The 18,885-nt window shown below is 62.1% G+C and carries 21 protein-coding genes and 1 other RNA gene; 12 read left to right on the top strand and 10 right to left on the bottom strand.

Annotation, left to right across the window (positions count from 1 at the left end):
* Positions 1 to 15 precede the first annotated feature (15 nt).
* The 5 genes from NKH42_RS06905 to NKH42_RS06885 all read left to right on the top strand — a co-directional run bounded on the left by NKH42_RS06905 (position 16) and on the right by NKH42_RS06885 (position 6,658).
* Positions 16 to 1,041 (top strand): MotA/TolQ/ExbB proton channel family protein, encoded by a 1,026-nt coding sequence (locus NKH42_RS06905; protein ID WP_352476085.1) that lies wholly within the window; start codon positions 16 to 18, stop codon positions 1,039 to 1,041.
* A 1-nt stretch (position 1,042) separates the two neighbouring features.
* On the top strand, positions 1,043 to 2,074 hold the full coding sequence (locus NKH42_RS06900; protein ID WP_352465687.1) for a peptidoglycan -binding protein: 1,032 nt from the start codon (positions 1,043 to 1,045) through the stop codon (positions 2,072 to 2,074).
* Between the two features lie 264 nt (positions 2,075 to 2,338).
* The gene (locus tag NKH42_RS06895) at positions 2,339 to 2,734 is read left to right on the top strand and encodes a hypothetical protein (protein WP_352504935.1); all 396 of its coding nucleotides are present in this window, start codon (positions 2,339 to 2,341) and stop codon (positions 2,732 to 2,734) included.
* A 205-nt stretch (positions 2,735 to 2,939) separates the two neighbouring features.
* A complete protein-coding gene (locus tag NKH42_RS06890) occupies positions 2,940 to 4,424 on the top strand; it encodes a carboxypeptidase M32 (RefSeq protein ID WP_352504934.1) in 1,485 nt (494 codons plus the stop codon).
* Between the two features lie 206 nt (positions 4,425 to 4,630).
* Positions 4,631 to 6,658, top strand: coding sequence for a DUF3857 domain-containing protein (locus NKH42_RS06885; RefSeq protein ID WP_352751228.1), 2,028 nt, complete (start codon positions 4,631 to 4,633; stop codon positions 6,656 to 6,658).
* A 25-nt stretch (positions 6,659 to 6,683) separates the two neighbouring features.
* On the opposite strand, the gene NKH42_RS06880 is transcribed toward NKH42_RS06885, so the two are convergent.
* Positions 6,684 to 8,486: an ABC transporter transmembrane domain-containing protein gene (locus tag NKH42_RS06880; RefSeq protein WP_352504931.1), complete on the bottom strand. Its 1,803-nt coding sequence runs from the start codon at positions 8,484 to 8,486 to the stop codon at positions 6,684 to 6,686.
* 205 nt (positions 8,487 to 8,691) lie between these two features.
* Between NKH42_RS06880 and rpmE the strand changes: the two genes are divergently transcribed.
* Positions 8,692 to 8,913, top strand: coding sequence for a 50S ribosomal protein L31 (rpmE, locus tag NKH42_RS06875; protein WP_006327661.1), 222 nt, complete (start codon positions 8,692 to 8,694; stop codon positions 8,911 to 8,913).
* 267 nt (positions 8,914 to 9,180) lie between these two features.
* On the opposite strand, the gene NKH42_RS06870 is transcribed toward rpmE, so the two are convergent.
* Positions 9,181 to 9,822 (bottom strand): TetR/AcrR family transcriptional regulator, encoded by a 642-nt coding sequence (locus NKH42_RS06870; protein ID WP_352504930.1) that lies wholly within the window; start codon positions 9,820 to 9,822, stop codon positions 9,181 to 9,183.
* A 111-nt stretch (positions 9,823 to 9,933) separates the two neighbouring features.
* On the opposite strand from NKH42_RS06870, the gene NKH42_RS06865 reads away from it, so the two are divergent.
* Positions 9,934 to 10,767 (top strand): NAD(P)H-binding protein, encoded by an 834-nt coding sequence (locus NKH42_RS06865; RefSeq protein ID WP_352504929.1) that lies wholly within the window; start codon positions 9,934 to 9,936, stop codon positions 10,765 to 10,767.
* 1 nt (position 10,768) lies between these two features.
* Entirely contained in the window at positions 10,769 to 11,248 is a 480-nt protein-coding gene (locus NKH42_RS06860; RefSeq protein ID WP_254816440.1) for an anthrone oxygenase family protein, read from the top strand.
* Between the two features lie 25 nt (positions 11,249 to 11,273).
* On the opposite strand, the gene NKH42_RS06855 is transcribed toward NKH42_RS06860, so the two are convergent.
* From NKH42_RS06855 to NKH42_RS06840, 4 genes are all read right to left on the bottom strand, one after another.
* Positions 11,274 to 11,585 (bottom strand): Rdx family protein, encoded by a 312-nt coding sequence (locus NKH42_RS06855; protein ID WP_352479629.1) that lies wholly within the window; start codon positions 11,583 to 11,585, stop codon positions 11,274 to 11,276.
* Positions 11,582 to 12,376 carry an RDD family protein gene (locus NKH42_RS06850; RefSeq protein WP_352504928.1) on the bottom strand — a complete coding sequence of 265 codons (795 nt, stop codon included), beginning with the start codon at positions 12,374 to 12,376 and terminating at the stop codon, positions 11,582 to 11,584. Before NKH42_RS06850 ends, NKH42_RS06855 begins: the two co-directional genes overlap by 4 nt.
* Before the next feature lie 66 nt (positions 12,377 to 12,442).
* Positions 12,443 to 13,192 (bottom strand): YebC/PmpR family DNA-binding transcriptional regulator, encoded by a 750-nt coding sequence (locus NKH42_RS06845; RefSeq protein WP_254816437.1) that lies wholly within the window; start codon positions 13,190 to 13,192, stop codon positions 12,443 to 12,445.
* Between the two features lie 234 nt (positions 13,193 to 13,426).
* On the bottom strand, positions 13,427 to 13,750 hold the full coding sequence (locus NKH42_RS06840) for an ArsR/SmtB family transcription factor (RefSeq protein WP_352504927.1): 324 nt from the start codon (positions 13,748 to 13,750) through the stop codon (positions 13,427 to 13,429).
* Positions 13,751 to 13,801: 51 nt separating this feature from the next.
* Between NKH42_RS06840 and NKH42_RS06835 the strand changes: the two genes are divergently transcribed.
* Genes NKH42_RS06835 through NKH42_RS06825 form a run of 3 tightly spaced genes read left to right on the top strand, consistent with a single transcriptional unit; the run spans position 13,802 to position 15,161 of the window.
* Positions 13,802 to 14,284 (top strand): SRPBCC domain-containing protein, encoded by a 483-nt coding sequence (locus NKH42_RS06835; RefSeq protein ID WP_254816435.1) that lies wholly within the window; start codon positions 13,802 to 13,804, stop codon positions 14,282 to 14,284.
* A gap of 17 nt (positions 14,285 to 14,301) precedes the next feature.
* A complete protein-coding gene (locus tag NKH42_RS06830) occupies positions 14,302 to 14,664 on the top strand; it encodes a VOC family protein (protein WP_352479626.1) in 363 nt (120 codons plus the stop codon).
* Positions 14,665 to 14,693: 29 nt separating this feature from the next.
* Complete coding sequence (locus tag NKH42_RS06825) at positions 14,694 to 15,161, top strand: SRPBCC family protein (protein WP_352479625.1); 468 nt, start codon at positions 14,694 to 14,696, stop codon at positions 15,159 to 15,161.
* 21 nt (positions 15,162 to 15,182) lie between these two features.
* Here the strand turns inward: NKH42_RS06825 and NKH42_RS06820 are convergent, their stop codons facing one another.
* The 4 genes from NKH42_RS06820 to ssrS all read right to left on the bottom strand — a co-directional run bounded on the left by NKH42_RS06820 (position 15,183) and on the right by ssrS (position 17,804).
* Positions 15,183 to 15,947 (bottom strand): TerC family protein, encoded by a 765-nt coding sequence (locus NKH42_RS06820; RefSeq protein WP_254816433.1) that lies wholly within the window; start codon positions 15,945 to 15,947, stop codon positions 15,183 to 15,185.
* A 70-nt stretch (positions 15,948 to 16,017) separates the two neighbouring features.
* The gene (locus tag NKH42_RS06815; RefSeq protein WP_023678036.1) at positions 16,018 to 16,842 is read right to left on the bottom strand and encodes a TIGR00282 family metallophosphoesterase; all 825 of its coding nucleotides are present in this window, start codon (positions 16,840 to 16,842) and stop codon (positions 16,018 to 16,020) included.
* 81 nt (positions 16,843 to 16,923) lie between these two features.
* Complete coding sequence (locus tag NKH42_RS06810; RefSeq protein WP_352504926.1) at positions 16,924 to 17,511, bottom strand: 5-formyltetrahydrofolate cyclo-ligase; 588 nt, start codon at positions 17,509 to 17,511, stop codon at positions 16,924 to 16,926.
* A gap of 137 nt (positions 17,512 to 17,648) precedes the next feature.
* Positions 17,649 to 17,804: non-coding RNA, 6S RNA (ssrS, locus tag NKH42_RS06805), on the bottom strand.
* 176 nt (positions 17,805 to 17,980) lie between these two features.
* Here ssrS and NKH42_RS06800 point away from each other — a divergent pair.
* Entirely contained in the window at positions 17,981 to 18,820 is an 840-nt protein-coding gene (locus tag NKH42_RS06800; protein WP_352504925.1) for an AAA family ATPase, read from the top strand.
* Positions 18,821 to 18,885 lie beyond the last annotated feature (65 nt).

The raw sequence follows: 18,885 nt of genomic DNA, 5'->3' as shown, positions 1-18,885 counted from the left end.
GGAAACGGGGCACGGATGACTCTTCTCAGATCCTTCGGCATGGGCAGGCGCTCCGACGTTCTGATCTACGATCCGCACAAATTGTCGAGTCCGCAGGTGTTTCTGCTGACCATGGTGATCTTTCTGTTCATCGTGGCCTTTATCGCCGCCATCCTGACGCGCCAGATCTCGACCGCCTTCGTCACCAATCCCGGTCTCAACGGCCTGATCATCGGCGTGCTGGCGGTCGGCATCCTGCTGGCCTTCGTCCAGGTCGGCCGGCTGTTCCGCGAGGTGCGCTGGGTCAACTCGTTCCGCGCCGGTTCCGAGACAACCGAGCCGGTGCTGCTGGCGCCGATGAAGGCGATGATCGGCCGCTCCTCGACGATTGCCTTCTCAACCAGTTCGATGCGCACCATGCTGGATTCGATCGCCACCCGCCTCGACGAAAGCCGCGACACGTCGCGCTACCTTGTCGGACTGCTGGTGTTCCTCGGCCTGCTCGGCACCTTCTGGGGCCTGCTCAATACGATTGGCTCGATCCGCGAAACCATCGAGTCGCTCGATCCCGGCACCGGCGATGCCGCCGCCGTGCTCGAATCCCTGAAGCAGGGACTTTCCGCGCCGTTGGCCGGCATGGGCACCGCCTTCTCGTCCTCGCTGTTTGGCCTCTCCGGCTCGCTGGTGCTCGGCTTCCTCGACCTGCAGGCCGGCCGCGCCCAGACGCGCTTCTATACCGAACTCGAAAACTGGCTGTCCTCGGTCACCGACCTGTCCTCCGACATCGTCGTTGCCGACGCGGCGAGGACCGAACCCTCCGAGGAAATCCGGCTGTTGTCGGAAAAGCTGCGCACTCTGCAGGAAAATGGCGGCGGCTCCAATCCGCGCGTGGCCACTGCCATGGCCAATCTCGCCGACGGCATTTCCGGCCTGGTCAAGAACATGCGCTCGGAACAGCAGATCATGCGCGACTGGGTCGAGGCCCAGTCCGACGAGCAGAAGGCGATGCGCAACACCCTGGAGAAGATCGCCGACGCCTTGAAGAAGCCTGGAGTGCATTGACGTGGCGTTGGCGCGAGGCCGGCGCTCCGACCGCCGCATCGATTACTGGCCGGGCTTCGTCGATGCGCTGTCGACGCTGCTGTTGGCGATCATGTTCCTGCTCACGGTTTTCGTTTTGGCGCAATTCCTGCTCGGCCGCGAGATCTCCGGCAAGGACACGGTGCTCAACCGCCTCAACTCGCAGATCAATGAGTTGACCCAGCTTCTGGCGCTGGAGCGCTCGACGACACAGGACAAGGAAGACACCCTTGCCAATTTGCAGGCATCGCTATCCGCATCGGAGGCCGAAAAAAGCCGGCTCGAGCAATTGCTGGCGCAAGGCGCCGGTGCCGGCGATGCCGCCAACCAGCGCGCAACGGCCCTTTCCGGCGAGCTCGACAGCCAGCGCCAGATCAGCCAGCAGGCGCTGAGCCAGGTCGAGATCCTCAACCAGCAGATTTCGGCGCTGCGCAAGCAGATCGCAGCGCTCGAACAAGCGCTCGACGTGTCCGAAACGCGCGACCGCGAATCCAACACCAAGATCGCCGATCTCGGCCGCCGCCTCAACGTCGCACTGGCGCAACGCGTGCAGGAGCTGAACCGCTACCGGTCCGATTTCTTCGGCCGCTTGCGTGAAATTCTCGCCGACCGCGAGAACATCCGTATCGTCGGCGACCGCTTCGTCTTCCAGTCGGAAGTGCTTTTCCCGACCGGCTCCGAAGTGATCAACGATGCCGGCAAGGTCGAGATGAAGAAGCTTGCCGATGCCATCATCGAATTGCAAAAGGAAATCCCGCCGGAGATCAACTGGGTGCTGCGCGTCGATGGCCACACCGACAACAAGCCGCTCTCCGGCACCGGCCGCTACCGCGACAATTGGGAATTGTCGACGGCGCGCTCGACCTCGGTGGTCAAGTTCCTGATCGAGAACGGCGTGCCGGCCAACCGGCTGGTCGCGGCCGGCTTCGGCGAATTCCAGCCGCTCGACCCCGCCGATACCGAAGAGGCGCGCAACAAAAACCGCCGTATCGAGCTGAAGCTGACCGAGCGGTGATCTGCAAGCCTTTGGCTTATATCATGCGCCAGGGCGAGCCGGCTCAAGTCGGCGGCATTTAGTGCACTGGTGCGGCAGCGGCAAGAGCTGAAAAAATTACCTTTTTTAATTACATTTTGCCGCCGTGGCCTTTTAGCCTTGGTCATGGGCCGAGAACCGCCGGCGGTAGAACCGCTCATCGCGACGCGACGGAACCTGACGGCCCGCGGCCGGAAGGCAGGGCCCCTCCCAACCACCGCCTTCCGCAGTAAAGGAGACGCAACCATGCGCTTCTTCGCTCCCAGGAATTTTAGGACCGCTGCGCTCGCCACACTTCTCCTCGTTCCGTTTGCCGGCGCTTACGCCGGCCCACGCGAGACGGCCTTGATCAATCAGATCCAGAGCGTGGAGACAGGTATCCAGGGCGCCATCCAGGCGAACAAGCTCGAGCCGGGCGAGGCGCGTGACTTGCGCACGCAGGTCGCTCAACTCGACCGGGCCGCCGAGTGGGCCGCACGCGAGGGAACGATGCCGAGCACGCAAGATCAGCAGTTGCTGGCGCAGCTCGACGATGTCAGCCAAAAGGTGCGCGCTGATACCGGCAGTGCCTTCCTCATCGGCAACGGCGCCGATGGCGGATACTATCCGAACGGCTATGGCCCAACCTATCCAGGCGGCTGAAACCGGCCGCAGCGCCCGGCGCTGTGGCAATTGATTTTTGCGCATGATCCTTGTCCAGCTTTCGGTTCAGGGAATCATGCGCTAGCCCAACGCCTGCGCAATCAGCGCCAGCACTGCCGGCACGGCGTCGGTCGCGGGCGGCTTTCGGGTTGCCAACAGTTTTGCATTGATATCTTTTCTCGCCGTCAAATCAGCGGAACCCACAATGTCCTTTCAAAAACTCGACGACCTCGGCCACAAGCTCGAAGCACTGGAACACGCCCTTGCCATCCTCGGCGCCGATGAAGCGACCCATATGGCGGTCGGCGGCGGCGAGAAGCGCGCGGAGGCAATGTCGGCGCTTGCCGGCATGCACCATGCCCGGGCGACTGCGCCGGAGATTGCCGATTGGATCGCGGCGGCCGAGCAGGAAGCGCTGAACGAAGAGCAGCAGGCCGCGGTCAGGGAATTCCGCCGGCAATACACCAACCTGACCTGCCTGCCGGTCGAGTTCGTCGAGCGCCAGACGACCGCGCGCATGCGCTCCGAGCAGCTCTGGCGCGACCTGCGCGCCAAGAACGACTGGGCCGGCTTCCTGCCGGCGCTGGAAGGCGTCGTGGCGCTAGTCCGCGAGGAGGCGGCACTTCGCGCCGAGGTACTCGGGCTCGAGCCTTACGACGCGCTGATGGAGCAATATGACCCGGGCAATCGCACCGCCGACATCACGCCTGTGTTTGCCGAGTTGAAAGCCTTCCTGAAAGGCTTCGTACCGGAGGCACTGGCCGTGCAGGAAGAGCGGCTGGCGAAACATCCGCTGAAGCCACTTTCCGGCAGCTACCCCTTGGACAAGCAGCGCGAGCTCGGCCTCGCCATGATGGCGGCAGTCGGCTTCGACCTCACCCACGGCTCGCTGTCGGTTTCGCACCATCCTTTCTGCGGCGGGGTGCCGAGCGACGTGCGCATCACCACCCGCTACAAGACCTCGGATTTCCTGTCGGCGCTGATGGGCGTGCTGCACGAGACCGGCCATGCGCTGTACGAGCAGAACCTGCCGAAGGCGTGGGCGCACTGGCCGCTTGGCAAAGCGCGCGGCATGGCGGTGCATGAAAGCCAGAGCCTGTTCGTCGAAAAGCAGATCGGCCGCAATCCAGAATTCTGGCGCTGGGCGCTGCCGGTGCTCGAAAGACACCTTGGTGAGATCTGGACGATCGACGACATCCTGCCGCATGTGCACCGGGTCGAGCGCGGCCTGATCCGTGTCGATGCCGACGAGGTCACCTATCCGCTGCACGTCATCCTGCGCTACGAGCTGGAGCAGGAGCTTGTCTCGGGACGGCTGGAAGCAGCAGACCTGCCCGAGGCCTGGGATGCCAAAATGCGCGATTATCTCGGCCTGTCGACATCAGACAATCCGGCTGATGGTCCGATGCAGGACGTCCACTGGCCGGGTGCCGCCTTCGGCTATTTCCCCTCCTACACGCTCGGCGCCATGATGGCGGCACAGCAATGGGCGGCGTTGACCAGAGATCATCCTTCAGCCGACGAAGACCTCGCCAAGGGCGATTTCGCCGCGATCAACGACTGGCGCCGCAAAAGGATCTGGTCGCAAGGCTCGCGCTGGTCGACGCCGGAACTGCTCCAACGCGCCACCGGCGAAAAGCTCAATGCCGTGCATTTCACCAATCACCTGAAGAAGCGGTACGGGAAGTGAGCCGCTCCGTCTATTCCCGGCTCTTGCCGCGGTGACCGCGGAAATCCGCGAAACTGGCCTTTACTTTGGTGGGAAAGCCTCTGAAAAAGGAGTTCTTCCAAGTTGGGCGAGCGTAGATGTCTGCCTGTTACAGTTTTCATAGGGTGAAGTCTTTCTGGCCCCGCTTGGTATTTTTCATCTTATTGATCGGTCTGAGTTCTCCGGCCATGTCCGACGACATGGTTTTCAAGGGTCCGGCAGAAAGCTGGGTAAAGCAGCTTGATATTCCGGCTGCCGATCCCGCCCGATCGGATCAAATCAAGAATGGCGTTTCATGGCTGCTCTCGGACGACCAGATCAAGCATCGCGCCGGCGGCTATGTCGAGTACTCGCGCACCGTCTATAAGATCGTCGACCGTCCCGGCCTGGATCGTGGCGCGAGTATCGATCTGCAGTTCGATCCGTCCCGGCACAAGGTCACGCTCAACCATCTTCACATCATCCGCGATGGCGCCGTTCTGGACCGGCTGGAAGGCGTCGAATTCGACATCTTCCGCAGGGAAAGAGACGCCGAGAAAGGCGTCTTCGACGGCTGGCTGACTGCACATGTCAACATCGATGACGTGCGTGCCGGCGACATCGTCGATTACGGGTCGACCTACGAAGTAACACCGCTGGTCGGCAAGGACCTTTTCTTCAAGAATTTCTCCACCGAATGGGAAGAGCCGGTAGCGCTTCTCCGCACAAGCATCATTTGGCCTTCGGGCCAGCCGCTCCAGATCAAGACAAGGGGAACCCGACTTAAGCCCTCAATCTCCCCGACTGGGCCGGACACCACTTATCTATGGGAAATTCCAAACCCGAAACCGGTCAATGTCGAGGACAACCTGCCCGTGACCTATCCAGGCTGGGGCTCCATCGATGTCGCGTCTACCGCGAATTGGCAAAGTGTGGTCGATGCCGTTGCGCCCTATTACAAGCCAGCGACCGTTTTCCCCCCGGCTTTTGCCGCAAAGCTCGATGACATCGCTCTGCGGCATCCGGCGCCGGAGGACCGAATGGTCGAGGCAACGCGGTTGGTGCAGGACCAGATCCGCTATGTAAGCCTGTCGATGGGTGCCGGTTCCTACGTTCCGCGTGATCCCGCGACGGTCATCCTGAGCGGGTTCGGTGACTGCAAGGACAAGGCCCTGCTGCTGGTTTCGTCGCTTGTGCGGCTTGGCATTGCTGCCGAGGTCGCCTTGGCCGATCTCGACGAGGGACGGGCCCTGGACCAGCATCTGCCGGCGCTCCGCGATTTCGACCATGCCATAGTCAAGGCAAGGATCGGAGCAAAGACATATTGGCTGGACGCCACGAACTATCTTCAGGGCGGCAGGGCGCACAATCTCGCACAGCCGGACTACGGCTTCGCGCTGCCGCTTTCCAGCACCGGCGGGTTGGAGAAGATGCCGAGCCCTGTGCTCACCAGCCCATCGATCCAGATCGCCGAGGAATTCGACTTTCCGCGCAAACCGGGCGATCCCTTGGTGCTGACGGTCTTCTCGACATATGAGGACGCCGATGCCGATTGGATGCGCGGCAATTTCGCCAGCCGGTCGCTGAGCGAGGTGTCAGACGCCTACCTGAAATACTACAACAAGCAATATCCGGGCATCCAAACCATCGCCAAGCCGGAAATCGTGGATCGCCGCGACGGCAACATAGTGAGTGTGAAGGAAAGTTATCGCTTGCCGGCGGAGGCGCTGGCGGCCAACGATCTGGCAAAGAATTTCCCGATCCGCGCGGCCGATCTCGGCAACAACTCTCTTCCAACCCCGACAATCGTCGACCGAACCGGGCCCGTCTCCCTCGGCTCCCAGTTCTACCGCCGCCACAAGGTGACCGTGCGCAACGTCAAGGCGAGGTTTTCCGGCGAATCGATGAAAAACGTCGTGACGCCCTACCTGTCTCTCAAGGCGTCCTGGTCCAACACGCCCACCGAGTTTCAAGTTGAATGGAACTTTCAGACGCTGGCAAGCGAAGTGCCGGCGAAGGCGATTGCCGACTATCTGAAAACCGTCGATGAGGTCGCAGACCAAATTCGCTGGCAGTACGATTTTACCTATGAAGAGCCGCCTGCCGATGTGCCGCTCAGCGATCCGGCAAAGGAGCAGCGACAGACGGTCGCCAGCATGCTTTTGTTGTCGTTGCTTGTCGGCGTTCCCCTCTTCATCGCCTATCGACGCGGCAAACGCCGAGCTTTCGGTAGCTGAAGAATCCCGGCCGTCGCGGGCAGACCTACTCGGCCGCGCCCCTGAAAGCATTCGCACCGGTATCGAACTGCAGCTTGGCCAGCCGCGCATAGATGCCGCCCTTGGCGACCAGGCTCTGATGCGTGCCTTCCTCGACGATGCGGCCGCCATCCATGACCAGGATGCGATCGGCCTTCAGCACGGTTGCTAGCCGATGGGCGATGACGATCGTGGTGCGGCCCTGCATCAGCCGGTCCAGCGCCGTCTGCACCAGCGTCTCGCTTTCGGCATCGAGTGCCGAGGTCGCCTCGTCGAGCAGAAGGATCGGCGCATCGCGCAGAATGGCGCGGGCGATCGCCACGCGCTGGCGCTGGCCGCCCGACAGCGTCACGCCGCGCTCGCCGACCTGGCTGTCATAGCCTTTTTCGAGCTTCAGGATGAACTCGTCGGCAAGCGCGTCCTTCGCCGCCGCCTCGATCTCGGCCTGGCTAGCACCGGGCCGGCCAAAGCCGATATTGTCGCGCGCGCTCGCCGCAAAAATGGTGACGTCCTGCGGCACGATGGCGATGCGCGCGCGGATCGCGGCCGGATCGGCCTCGCGCAGATCGACCCCGTCGATGACGATCCTGCCGGCCTCCGGATCGTAGAAGCGCAGAAGCAGCGAAAACACCGTGCTCTTGCCGGCGCCGGATGGCCCGACGATCGCCACCGTCTCACCGGGTTTGACCTGAAAGCTCAGGCCATGGACGGCGGCGCGGTCGGGCCGGGCCGGATAGGAGAAGGAGACATCGTCGAAGCTGACCGCGCCTCTCGCCTTTGCCGGCAGCGGCGTCGGATCGGCGGGCGCCTGGATCGCGGGTTTCTCGGCCAGGATCTCGGTCAGCCGTTCGGCGGCGCCCGCTGCCTGGGACAGTTCGCCCCAGACTTCCGACAGGGCGCCGAGCGCGCCGGCGGCGAACACCGAATAGAGCAGGAATTGGCCAAGCGTGCCCGGCGACAGCGTGCCGTCGAGCACGTCGCGCGAACCGAACCACAGCACCGCCACGACCGACGAAAAGATCATGAAGATGGCGAAGAAGGTGAGAAAGGAGCGGGCAAAGATCGAGGCCCGCGCCGCTTCGAACGCTGCTTCCACGGCGGATGAAAAATACCCGGTTACAAGCTTCTCGTTGGTGAAGGCCTGCAGGGTGCGCACCGCGCCGATCTGCTCGCTGGCGTAGGCGGTGGCATTGGCCAGAGTATCCTGCGCCAGCCGTGACTTGCGCCGCACCGAGCGGCCGAAGGCGACCAGCGGCAGCACGATTAGCGGAATGGCCGCGATAACCAGGCCGGACAGTTTTGGGCTGGTGAAGACCATCATCGCCACGGCGCCGAGGCCAAGGATGACGTTGCGCAAAGCCACCGAGGCGGTGGCACCGACGGCCGATTTGACCTGCGTCGTGTCGGCGGCGAGCCGCGAGACGATCTCGCCCGACTGGGCCGTATCGAAGAAGGAGGGCGACAGCGTAGTGACGTGGGCAAAGACATCGCGGCGGATATCGGCAACGACGCGCTCGCCAAGCGTGATGACGAAATAGTAGCGGCTGGCAGACGCCGCCGCCAGCACGGCGGCCATCACCACCAGCATGGCGAAATATTCGGCAATGAAGCTGGAATCGGAAGCGGAAAAGCCGTGATCTATCATCCGCCGCACGGCCAGCGGCAGCGCCAGTGTCGTCGCCGCCGCGACGGCCAGCGAGGCGATCGCGCCGATGACCATTTTGCGGTAATGCATGATATAGGGAAACAGGCGCTGCAGCGGCCTCAGCGAGCGCTTGCGCTCGTCTGCATCGCCGCTGATGTTCGCCATGACCCGTTTCCTTTGGCCCTTTGAGGTTTGCGCCATCAATATGCGCTTGCCGCGGCCTTGTGATTCAATTCCGGCTGATGTATAGGCTCGCCGACCGTTTTAGAAGCCGTGGCTCCTCAATAGCTGCGGCTTCGAGTTTTAAAAAGGGGCGCATCGACGCAGGCTTCAGCCCGTCGGCAGCACCCGGCAAGCCAGGAACAGACCCATGAAGACCGACATCCATCCCGACTATCACACCATCAAGGTCGTCATGACCGACGGCACCGAATACATGACCCGTTCGACCTGGGGCAAGGAAGGCGATACGATGAACCTCGATATCGACCCGACCACTCATCCGGCCTGGACCGGCGGCCAGCAGACCCTGCTCGACCGCGGTGGCCGCCTGTCGAAGTTCAAGAAGCGTTTCGAAGGTTTCGGCCTCTAAGCACTGGCGTTTCGCTGATCGAGAAACCCGCCCTCGTGGCGGGTTTTTTATTGATTGGGCCTCAGCGGCAATCATCTCAGGTTTGGCGCTGCCCCTCACCCTTACCCTCTCCTCGTGAAGAACGGGGCGAGGGGTCGCCGGCGCTGGAGTTCCCCCTTCTTCCCGTCTCTAACGAGGAGAAGGTGCCGGCAGGCAGATGAGGGCCAGCGCCCCGCTTCCGCAGTTGATCGCCACCACCTAACGGCCTGTCCCTACGAGCACGGCGGCCTACCCGTCCACCAGCTCGCGCAGCGCCATTCGCTTGTAAGCGGCAACCAGCCTGTCGCCTTCTTCTCGCCCGACCGAGATCGCCAGCCGCATGGCGGCTTCGCCCAGCTGCCAGATGAGAAATGCCGTCGCTTCCAGCGCCGCCGGATCGGCAGACGGCCGCAGCCTTTTCAGCACCGCAGTGAGGAATTCGGCGTTGGCCCGGCTGTCGGCAAGCTCAAGCTCGCGCAGCGCCTTGTCGGCCTGCGTGCCCGACCAGATATCGCGCATCACCGGCTCCGCCAGGAACATTCCGTAGTAGGTATCCACCAGTTCCGAAAACGCCTTCCACAGGCCTTCGGCGTCCCTGACCTCCGCCAATGCCGTGGCAATGCAGGCCTGGCTTTCCGCGGTGTAGCGCTCGGCCAGCGCCCAGATGATTGCCCGCTTGTCCGGGAAGAACTGGTAGAGCGAGCCGATCGACACGCCAGCCCTCTCGGCCACCACTCCCATGCGCATGGCGTCGCTGCCTTGCTCGGCGATCAGCGCCGAGGCGGCGGCCAGCATGCGCTCGACCCGCTCGCGGCTGCGCTGCTGGCTCGGTGCCCGGCGCGGCGATGCGATCTGGCCGTCCTGTGAATCCGATACGGCAGAGCCTTCCATCACTGTCTCCCGACGAAGAATCAACAAATTGGCTTGACTCGCAAAATACGAGGGTTTATCACGTTTTGCAAATGTGAGGATTACTCACATTTCAAACTGAGGAAAATCGACATGAACCCTACTGTAACGAGACCAACTTTGATCCTCGGCGGCACCGGCAAGACCGGCCGTCGCCTCGCCGAGCGGCTGACGGCGCGGGGCCTACCGGTACGGATAGGCTCGCGCTCGGGCACGCCACCCTTCGACTGGGAAAACAAAGCCACTTGGGAACCCGCCCTTGATGGTGTCGGCGCCGTCTACATCAGCTACTATCCTGATCTTGCGGTGCCCGGCGCGGCCGACACGGTCGGCGTCTTCTCTCGCCTTGCCGTGCAGTGTGGTGTGCGCCGGCTGGTGCTGCTGTCGGGGCGCGGCGAAACGGAAGCGCAACGTGCCGAAGAGATGCTGAAAGCCTCAGGCGCCGATTGGACGATCCTGCGCTGCGCCTGGTTTTCCCAGAACTTCAGTGAGGGGTTTCTCGTGGATGCCCTGCGCGAGGGCGAGGTGGCGTTGCCGGTCGGCAATGTCGGTGAGCCATTCGTCGATGCCGACGATATCGCGGACGCCGCCTTTGCCGTACTAACCCGGCAGGGCCATATCGGCCAGCTCTACGAGTTGGCCGGGCCGCGGCTGCTGAGCTTCGCCGACGCGGTCGCCGAAATCGGCAGGGCCGTCGGCCGCGACATTCGTTTCAAGCGGATTTCACACGCCGAGTTCACCGCCGCCATCGCCGAGCATGAGTTGCCGGCCGAGTTCGCGTGGCTGCTCAACGAGCTGTTCACCGAAGTCCTCGACGGCCGCAACGAGTCGCTGACAGACGGCGTCGAGCGCGTGCTCGGCCGCGCCCCAAAGGACTTTTCCGCCTACGCAACCGAAACCGCCTCAACCGGCATCTGGAGCAACTGACATGATCATGAAACTGCTTCCCACCCTCACTTTCGTCGCTGCCATTGGCTCAGGCGTTGTCGGCGGCGTTTTCTTCGCCTTCTCCAACTTTATCATGCCGGCGCTCGGCCGCTTGCCTGCCGGAGGCGGCATCGCCGCCATGAATTCGATCAACATCACCGTGATTACGCCGGCATTCATGACCGCGCTTTTCGGCACCGGGCTGGTCTGTCTTGTCCTTGCCGCCGGCGCTCTTATCGGCTGGAGCCAACCGGGTGCATTCTGGCTCCTCGCCGGCGCCCTGATCTACCTCGTCGGCAACCCGATCGTGACGATGATGTTCAACGTGCCGCTCAACAACGCCCTGGCCGCCGTCGATCCGACAAGCGCCAACGGCGCTGCAGTATGGGCCACTTATCTCAGGGACTGGGTGATGTGGAACCATGTCCGCACCATCACCGCCATCGTGGCGCTGGGCTGCTTCATCTTCGCCTGGCGGTGAATGCAGGACGGAAGTGTAAAAGGCCTCAGGCAGGGTCTTTTGACTTATCGCCCTTGCGGTCGGCATGGCCCAGATCGCGATCCGGATCGATGACGTCGCGAACCAGTTGCTTGAGCTTTGCGGCGTCGGGGAAACCGCCGTCCCGCTTGCGGTCCCAGACCAGCGTGTCATTGCAGGAAATGGTGAAGATGCCGCCGGTGCCGGGCACCAGCGTCACTTCGCCCAGATCGGTGCCGAAGGTCGACAGCAGCTCCTGCGCCATCCAGCTGGCCCTGAGCAGCCACAGGCACTGGGTGCAATAGGTGATGCGGACGCGGGCTCTGTCTGACACGTTCATGTCTCGGTCTCATCTGCGCGAACTGTGGTTACGGCAAATCGATCGTGTATCGGGTCGTTGCCAAGAGCTATGGATATTGCGATCCAGATCGGCCAGACCATAACCAAGACCAACGCGGCGTATGCACCGACAATCTCCAGCCGGGAGAAGTCCTGCGCGACCCCAGGAGCGCTGCCCCAAGCCTGAACAGTGTACCACCCTCCCATGAACATTATGGGCAAAGCGCCGAGAAATTTCATTCCCTGCCGCCGAACAGCCTTTCGTACGGGCAGTCCGATTCTATTTTTGTCATCCTGGTCATGCACTATGAGCGCCGCGAACCGCTTGCCGATTGGCTGGCCAGAGGTCAACTCCATGACAAGGAGATAAGACGCGAGAACGACCAGTTCGAGGAAACCCAGATCCAATGCTGCCGGTCGGATATTGCCCTGCGAATCCAAATCAAATGAGATGGAGGGATTTCCTTCAGACTGTGAGCCCGAAGCCGTTCCCAGGGCCCATTCGGCGACCGTCAAACCGAACAGCGACGTTCTGCATATCTGCCAATCGTAACGGGCAAATGATGGATCACTTGCTCCGTTTAACGTAGCCGCCTGACATAGTCTCCAGTTCAACCAAAAGCTGCCTTTGACTCCGCCGTCAGTTAGCAGAAACAAACCCGCTACAAGTCCGTAAAGAGGTATCAGGACGATAAGATAGTCGATGATCGAAGCGAACAGCCGGCGCCATATGCCACCCCGGCGAGGCCAGGACATCGCGTCAGAAAAACGAGCCTCGTCAGTGTCAGTCATCCGTCCCCCATCAGTAACTGACAGCTCTAGAAGAAAGATACGTGGTCGATGCGCGGCGTTCTCAACTTACGCCGCGCTGAGCTTCGCCAAGGTCTCCTCGTCGACCTCGAAATTGGCGTAGACGCTCTGCACGTCGTCGTCGTCTTCGAGCGTCGCGACCAGCTTCATCAGCGATTGTGCCCGCTCCTCGTCGACCGCGATATTGGTCTGCGGCTTCCAGATCGGCTTCACCGATTCGGCCTCGCCGAGTGCGCCTTCCAGCGCCTTCGACACTTCGCCGAGATTCTCGAAGGCGCAATAGATCGTGTGGCCTTCCTCGTCCGACTGGACATCGTCGGCGCCGGCCTCGATCGCTGCGTCCATCACCTTCTCGGCGCTGCCGGCCGATGCCGGATAGTAGATCTCGCCGACGCGGTCCCACATGAACGAAACCGAGCCGGTCTCGCCCATCGCCCCGCCGGCTTTGGTGAAGGCAGCGCGCACATTCGACGCCGAGCGGTTGCGGTTGTCGGTCAGCACCTCGACGATCAGCGCGACGCCGCCTGGCCCGTAACCCTCGTAGCGAACGGCTTCGTAGGTCTCGGCATCGCCCATCGACGCCTTGTTGATGGCGCGCTGGATGTTGTCCTTCGGCATCGACACCGCCTTGGCGTTCTGCACCGCAAGGCGCAGGCGCGGGTTCATCGATGGATCGGGCGTGCCGCTCTTGGCGGCGACGGTGATTTCGCGCGCCAGCTTGGAAAACATTTTCGATCGCACCGCATCCTGGCGGCCCTTGCGATGCATGATGTTCTTGAACTGTGAATGGCCAGCCATGGCACCCCTGTCGTTTTCTCGGCTAGAGCATCTGCGGCCTGGTGAACCACCCGGCGCCTTGCAAAATGCTCGAATTCAAAACTTCAGAACGTCCTGCTGCGTCCGGACGGACGTACGGCGCTCTCTGTCGGAATGGCCGGCTTATAGATAAATCGGCTCAATTCGTCCAGCCGCGCCATTGCGTCGGACACGCAAGGGTCTCAAGGCCCGAAAGTGGCAGGCTTCGGCAACCTTTCATCCCTCAAGATCGGATTTCAGCCGGTCGAGGATGCTGATCGCGTGCGTGGCATATTGACTGATCCAGCGGTCGTGGATGTGCTTGATCGGCAGCGCGTTGAGATGGTTCCAGCGTTCGCGCCCCTGCCGGCGCACCACGACCAGGTCGGCCTCCTCCAGCACCTTCAGATGCAGCATGACCGTGCAGCGGTCCATGTCTGGGAAGGCATCGCACAGCATGCCGGTGGTCTGCGGCGCATCCTTCAGCCGGTCCAGCAACGCACGCCGGCGCGGATGCGCCAGCGCCTTGAAAACATTGTCGTCCTGCGCCGTGCTTGACATGTTATGTTTTTATAACATAATGCCGTTGCATTCAAGGAAGGAGCTGTGGATATGTCTCTTGGATTCAGGGTTTCTGGCCGCATCGGCAAACCCGTCGCCGAAGTCTTCGATGCGGTCGTCAATCCGAAGAAGCTCAGCGGCTACTTCACCACGATCGGCGGCGCCAGCGCACCGCTGCTGGCGGGCGCCACCGTCATCTGGTGGGGCAAGGTTCCCGTGGAGGTCGACAAGGTGGAGAAAGACAGCCGCATCGTGCTGCGCTGGGATGCGACCGACGCCGACGGCGAGCCCGCCTACAAGACCCGCATCGAGATGAATTTCGAGCCGCTCGACGACGGCGGCACCTTCGTCACCATCGCCGAAACCGGCTGGCACGAGGACGCGGTCGGCCTAAAGAAATCCTACCTCAATTGCGAGGGCTGGTCGCAGATGCTGGCCTGCATGAAGGCCTATGTCGAATACGGCATCAATCTGCGCGACGGCTATTACCGCAGCGAGATGAAGGGCGAGCCGGCCAACGAGAACAACATCTGAGAGCAAATGGAGTAAGAATGACCGCGAAGATCACCGGCGGCATCAACATCGCGATGAAAGTCCCGCCGCATCAATACCAGGCAACGATCGCCTTCTATCGCGACGTCATCGGCCTGAAGCCATTCACGGCCAAACCGCCGGCCGTCGGCTTCGAACTCGGTCCCAATCGACTGTGGATCGACGAGGCGCCGATGATGAGCCAGGCCGAGATCTGGCTGGAACTGTTCACCGATGATTTTCCGGCCGCAGCGGAGCATCTCGCCAAGGCCGGTGTCGTGCGCTGCGACGCCATCGAGGCACTGGGTGAAGGCTTTCGCGGCGGCTGGATCACCAACCCGGCCGACATCATTCACCTGGTGCGCGAACCCGATGCCTGGTGAACAGGCGGCACCGTGGAAAGGAGGACGATATGGAAATCCGCGAAACACCGACCGCCGAAGCCGGCATGCTGATAAGGCGGCCGGTCGCCGACGTATTCGAAGCCTTCGTCGATCCGGCGATCACGACGAAGTTCTGGTTCACCCATGGCAGCGACAGGTTGGACAGCGGCAAGGAAATCCATTGGGAATGGCGCATGTATGGCGTCTCGACGACGGTCAATGTCCGTGAAATCGTCGAAAACAAGAAGATCTTGATGCAATGGAGCGATCCGCCGACCACGGTCGTGTGGACCTTTACCGAGATGCCGGGCGCCACGACCTTTGTCGAGGTCCGCAATTTCGGCTTTGCCGGCAGCCTCGATGAGCAGGTCAAGCAGGCGATCGATTCGACCGGCGGTTTTGCGCTGGTGCTCGCCGGCGCCAAGGCGTGGCTGGAGCAAGGCGTGATGCTAGGCCTGATCGGCGACCGCCATCCGAAAGGCGTGCCGGGGCATTAGGTCAGCCGCGGTGGGTCATCCTCAGTGCCCGCCGCCCTTTGCCTTCTTCCGCCGCCGCGCCAGCATGTTGAGCCCTTCGACCAGGGCCGAAAAACCCATGGCGGCGTAGATATAGCCTTTCGGCACATGATAACCCATGCCGTCGGCGATCAGGGTCATGCCGATCATCAGCAGGAAGCCCAGCGCTAGCATGACGATGCTGGGGTTCTTGGCGATGAAATCGGCCAGCGGCCCGGCCGCCAGCATCATCACGCTCACCGCCACGATCACCGCGATGTACATGATCGCGATTTCGTCGGTCATGCCGACGGCGGTGATGATCGAGTCAATCGAGAAGACGAGGTCGAGCAGCAATATCTGGAAAATCGCGCCGGCCAGCGAAAGCTGCAGCGTCTCGCCCATCATCGTGTCCTGGTGATCATCGAGATCGACCGTGTGGTGGATCTCCTTGGTCGCCTTCCAGACGAGAAACAGGCCGCCGGCGATCAGGATCAGGTCGCGCCATGAAAACCCGTGGCCGAAGGCGGTGAATATAGGCGTCGTCAGTTGGACGATGATCGAAATGGTGGCCAGCAGGATCAGCCGCATCACCAGCGCGGCGGAGATGCCGAGCCGCCGGGCGCGGGCTCGCTGCGCTACCGGCAATTTGTTGGTCAGGATCGAGATGAAGATCAGATTGTCGATGCCGAGCACGACCTCCAGCACGATCAGCGTCAGCAGCGCGACCCACGCAGTCGGGTCGGAGACAAAGGCGAAATGCGGCGCCAGGAATTCGACTAGCTGCATGGAGGTCGTCCCCTCTACGATCTAGAGCAGTTTCGCCGGCAATTGGGTATTGCAAGCGTCTATATCAATGTCACGACCAGAAGGATGGAGCCGTTTCCTCGAGCCGCGGGCCGCGGCGAAACGGCGCGATCCGTTCGGTCAGGCCGCTACGGTCGGAAATGTCGACGCCGACGCCGCACAATGTCGCCGGTCCGGTCGACGCCTCGAAGCGGCCTTTCGGCACCTTGGACAAGAACCGGTTGAGCGGCTCCTCCTTGTCCATGCCGAGCGAGGAATCGTAATCACCGCACATACCGGCATCGGAAATATAACCGGTGCCGCCATTGAGAATCTGGTGATCGCCGGTCGGCTGATGCGTGTGGGTGCCGACAACAAGACTGGCACGGCCGTCGACGAAATGAGCGAAGCACATTTTTTCCGAGGTCGCCTCGGCATGGAAATCGATGACGATTGCATCGGCCTGCTCGCCAAGCGGACAAGCGGCAAGTTCGCGCTCGCCGGCCTGGAACGGATCGTCGAGCTCGGGATGCATGAACACCCGACCCATGATGTTGGCGACCAGCACGCGCGCGCCGTTCCTGGCGATATAGACGCCTGAGCCGCGCCCCGGCGTACCCTTGGGGAAATTGGACGGGCGCAGGAAGCGCTCTTCGCGCGGCGCGAAAATCAGCGCATCGCGCTGGTCCCAGACATGGTTGCCGGTGGTGACGACATCGGCGCCGGCCGAGATCGTCTCGCGAAAAATCTCCTCGGTGATGCCGAAGCCTCCGGCGGCGTTCTCGCCATTGACGATGACGAAGTCGAGTTTGAAATCCGAGATCAGGCCGGGCAGTTGTTCCCACACCGCCGTACGTCCTGTCTTGCCGACCATGTCGCCGAGGAAGAGAAGTCTCATATAAGCGCGATCCCGAACCGAAGGTCAGCGAAGCAAAAAGCTGCATGACTTTCGGAAAAGACCATGCGTCCAGGAACTTATCTACAATTTCGGCGCGAACCGGCGCAACCCGCTCTCGGTGAGTATTTCGGGAATGATCACGTCATGCGGCTCGTCCGGCACCAGGGCCACCTCCTGGCAGTCGAAGGCAATGCCGATCAGCCGCGGCTGCTGGCCCTTGTCGGCCAGCCGCCCGATCGCCCGATCGTAATAGCCTGCGCCGTACCCGATTCGGTGCCCGCGCGCATCGAAGGCGGCAAGCGGCACCAGCATAAGCTGCGGATCGAGCACCTCGGCTTCCTCATGCGGCCCGACTGTGCCGAAACCCATGTCGATCATCGGCGCGCCGCGCACCAGTTCGCGAAAAACGATGGTGGTCTTGTCGAGGATGGCCGGCAGGCAGAGCCTTGCGCCCTTCTCGCGCAGGGCAAACATCAGCGGCCGGACGTCGACTTCCGAGCGCATCGGCCAGAAACCGGAGACGATTTGGCCCGGCTCGACCGTGATCCGGTCGCGCGCCGTCTCGGCCATTTCGAGTGCTGCCTCCACACGCCAGAAAGGATCGAGCGCATCGCGGCGCCCGAGGGCTTGGTTGCGGAGATTTTTTTTCAGGTCTTTTGGGGATGTCATGCGCCGACGGTAGCAAAGGTCCGATTTGGATGGAGTTTTACGAGCGACGTTTTGGAAGAGCGGGGCGAACTTGTCGTTCGAGAGCACCGCAAAAAGCGGCGCGACGACAAGATCCGCCAGATGGCCTTTTCGATAGGTGACGATCCACACAACCGGTGGAGAGAGCGATCCCGGGAACCTACAAAGTAGGTGGGCGCCGTATGAGAAAACCCACGGGTCTTCCCAGGGACAGCTCCCTAGGGATCATTAAGGCCCCGGGGAAAATGTTCTCCTGCCGGGAAGCGCAGACCGTCATGCCCAATATAGGCTGACGCCAGACCAAGCGCCAGAGAGGCGACATGTTTCGAGGCGTAATTCGACGCAGAACCCCTCGGCGAGGGCCGCGCCGGCAAGATCTTCGCTTCGCCAGCGGCGCCTTGCACAGCGAAGGCCGCGTCCTTAGGGTCGCGCGATGGACCCGGGAGCAAAAATGCGTTTCGAAGGCACGGCGGCCTACGTTGCCGACAAGGATCTGATGGTGGCGGTCAACGCGGCGATCGCGCTTGAGCGGCCATTGCTGGTCAAGGGCGAGCCCGGCACCGGCAAGACCGAACTTGCCCGTCAGGTGGCGGCAGCGCTCGGCCTGGATCTGATCGAGTGGCACGTCAAATCGACCACGCGGGCGCAGCAGGGCCTCTATGAATATGATGCCGTCTCGCGGCTGCGCGACAGCCAGCTCGGCGACGAGCGCTTCAACGACATCCGCAATTACATCAAGCGCGGCAAGCTGTGGGACGCCTTCGCCGCCGGCAAGAAGGTGGTGCTTCTGATCGACGAGATCGACAAGGCCGATATCGAATTCCCCAACGATCTGTTGCAGGAACTGGATAGGATGGAGTTCTTTGTCTACGAGACCGGCGAGACCATCCGCGCCACCGTCCGGCCGATCGCCGTCATCACATCCAACAACGAAAAAGAGCTGCCGGACGCCTTCCTGCGCCGCTGCTTCTTCCACTACATCCGCTTTCCCGACGTCGAGACGCTGCACAAAATTGTCGACGTGCACTATCCCGGCATCAAGCAGAACCTGGTGCGCGCCGCACTCACGCAATTCTATGAAATCCGTGACGTGCCCGGCCTCAAGAAGAAGCCGTCGACCTCCGAGGCACTCGACTGGATCCGCCTGCTTGTTGCCGACGACATCGCGCCCGAAGACCTGCGCGCCGACGCGAGGAACGCGCTGCCCAAGCTGCACGGAGCCTTGCTGAAGAACGAACAGGACGTGCATCTGTTCGAGCGCCTGGCCTTCATGGCGAGACGGCAAGGGTGAGGGGCGGTCGACGAAAGCCGCCGGACAGCGCTTTCCCGTCGCTGGACCGTTGCCGCCAGCGAGGC

It is taken from the genome of Mesorhizobium sp. M1142, assembly GCF_040318565.1.
Taxonomy (GTDB): domain Bacteria; phylum Pseudomonadota; class Alphaproteobacteria; order Rhizobiales; family Rhizobiaceae; genus Mesorhizobium.
The sequence above is the reverse complement of the archived record's forward strand: the minus strand, read 5'-3'. Positions and strand labels throughout refer to the sequence as shown.

Coding starts and splice junctions, on each gene's coding strand:
- NKH42_RS06905 (WP_352476085.1), top strand. CDS start 16: ATGACTCTTCTCAGATCCTTCGGCATGGGCAGGCGCTCCGACGTTCTG.
- NKH42_RS06895 (WP_352504935.1), top strand. CDS start 2,339: ATGCGCTTCTTCGCTCCCAGGAATTTTAGGACCGCTGCGCTCGCCACA.
- NKH42_RS06890 (WP_352504934.1), top strand. CDS start 2,940: ATGTCCTTTCAAAAACTCGACGACCTCGGCCACAAGCTCGAAGCACTG.
- NKH42_RS06885 (WP_352751228.1), top strand. CDS start 4,631: ATGTCCGACGACATGGTTTTCAAGGGTCCGGCAGAAAGCTGGGTAAAG.
- NKH42_RS06880 (WP_352504931.1), bottom strand. CDS start 8,486: ATGGCGAACATCAGCGGCGATGCAGACGAGCGCAAGCGCTCGCTGAGG.
- rpmE (WP_006327661.1), top strand. CDS start 8,692: ATGAAGACCGACATCCATCCCGACTATCACACCATCAAGGTCGTCATG.
- NKH42_RS06870 (WP_352504930.1), bottom strand. CDS start 9,822: ATGGAAGGCTCTGCCGTATCGGATTCACAGGACGGCCAGATCGCATCG.
- NKH42_RS06865 (WP_352504929.1), top strand. CDS start 9,934: ATGAACCCTACTGTAACGAGACCAACTTTGATCCTCGGCGGCACCGGC.
- NKH42_RS06860 (WP_254816440.1), top strand. CDS start 10,769: ATGATCATGAAACTGCTTCCCACCCTCACTTTCGTCGCTGCCATTGGC.
- NKH42_RS06855 (WP_352479629.1), bottom strand. CDS start 11,585: ATGAACGTGTCAGACAGAGCCCGCGTCCGCATCACCTATTGCACCCAG.
- NKH42_RS06850 (WP_352504928.1), bottom strand. CDS start 12,376: ATGACTGACACTGACGAGGCTCGTTTTTCTGACGCGATGTCCTGGCCT.
- NKH42_RS06845 (WP_254816437.1), bottom strand. CDS start 13,192: ATGGCTGGCCATTCACAGTTCAAGAACATCATGCATCGCAAGGGCCGC.
- NKH42_RS06840 (WP_352504927.1), bottom strand. CDS start 13,750: ATGTCAAGCACGGCGCAGGACGACAATGTTTTCAAGGCGCTGGCGCAT.
- NKH42_RS06835 (WP_254816435.1), top strand. CDS start 13,802: ATGTCTCTTGGATTCAGGGTTTCTGGCCGCATCGGCAAACCCGTCGCC.
- NKH42_RS06830 (WP_352479626.1), top strand. CDS start 14,302: ATGACCGCGAAGATCACCGGCGGCATCAACATCGCGATGAAAGTCCCG.
- NKH42_RS06825 (WP_352479625.1), top strand. CDS start 14,694: ATGGAAATCCGCGAAACACCGACCGCCGAAGCCGGCATGCTGATAAGG.
- NKH42_RS06820 (WP_254816433.1), bottom strand. CDS start 15,947: ATGCAGCTAGTCGAATTCCTGGCGCCGCATTTCGCCTTTGTCTCCGAC.
- NKH42_RS06815 (WP_023678036.1), bottom strand. CDS start 16,842: ATGAGACTTCTCTTCCTCGGCGACATGGTCGGCAAGACAGGACGTACG.
- NKH42_RS06810 (WP_352504926.1), bottom strand. CDS start 17,511: ATGACATCCCCAAAAGACCTGAAAAAAAATCTCCGCAACCAAGCCCTC.
- NKH42_RS06800 (WP_352504925.1), top strand. CDS start 17,981: ATGCGTTTCGAAGGCACGGCGGCCTACGTTGCCGACAAGGATCTGATG.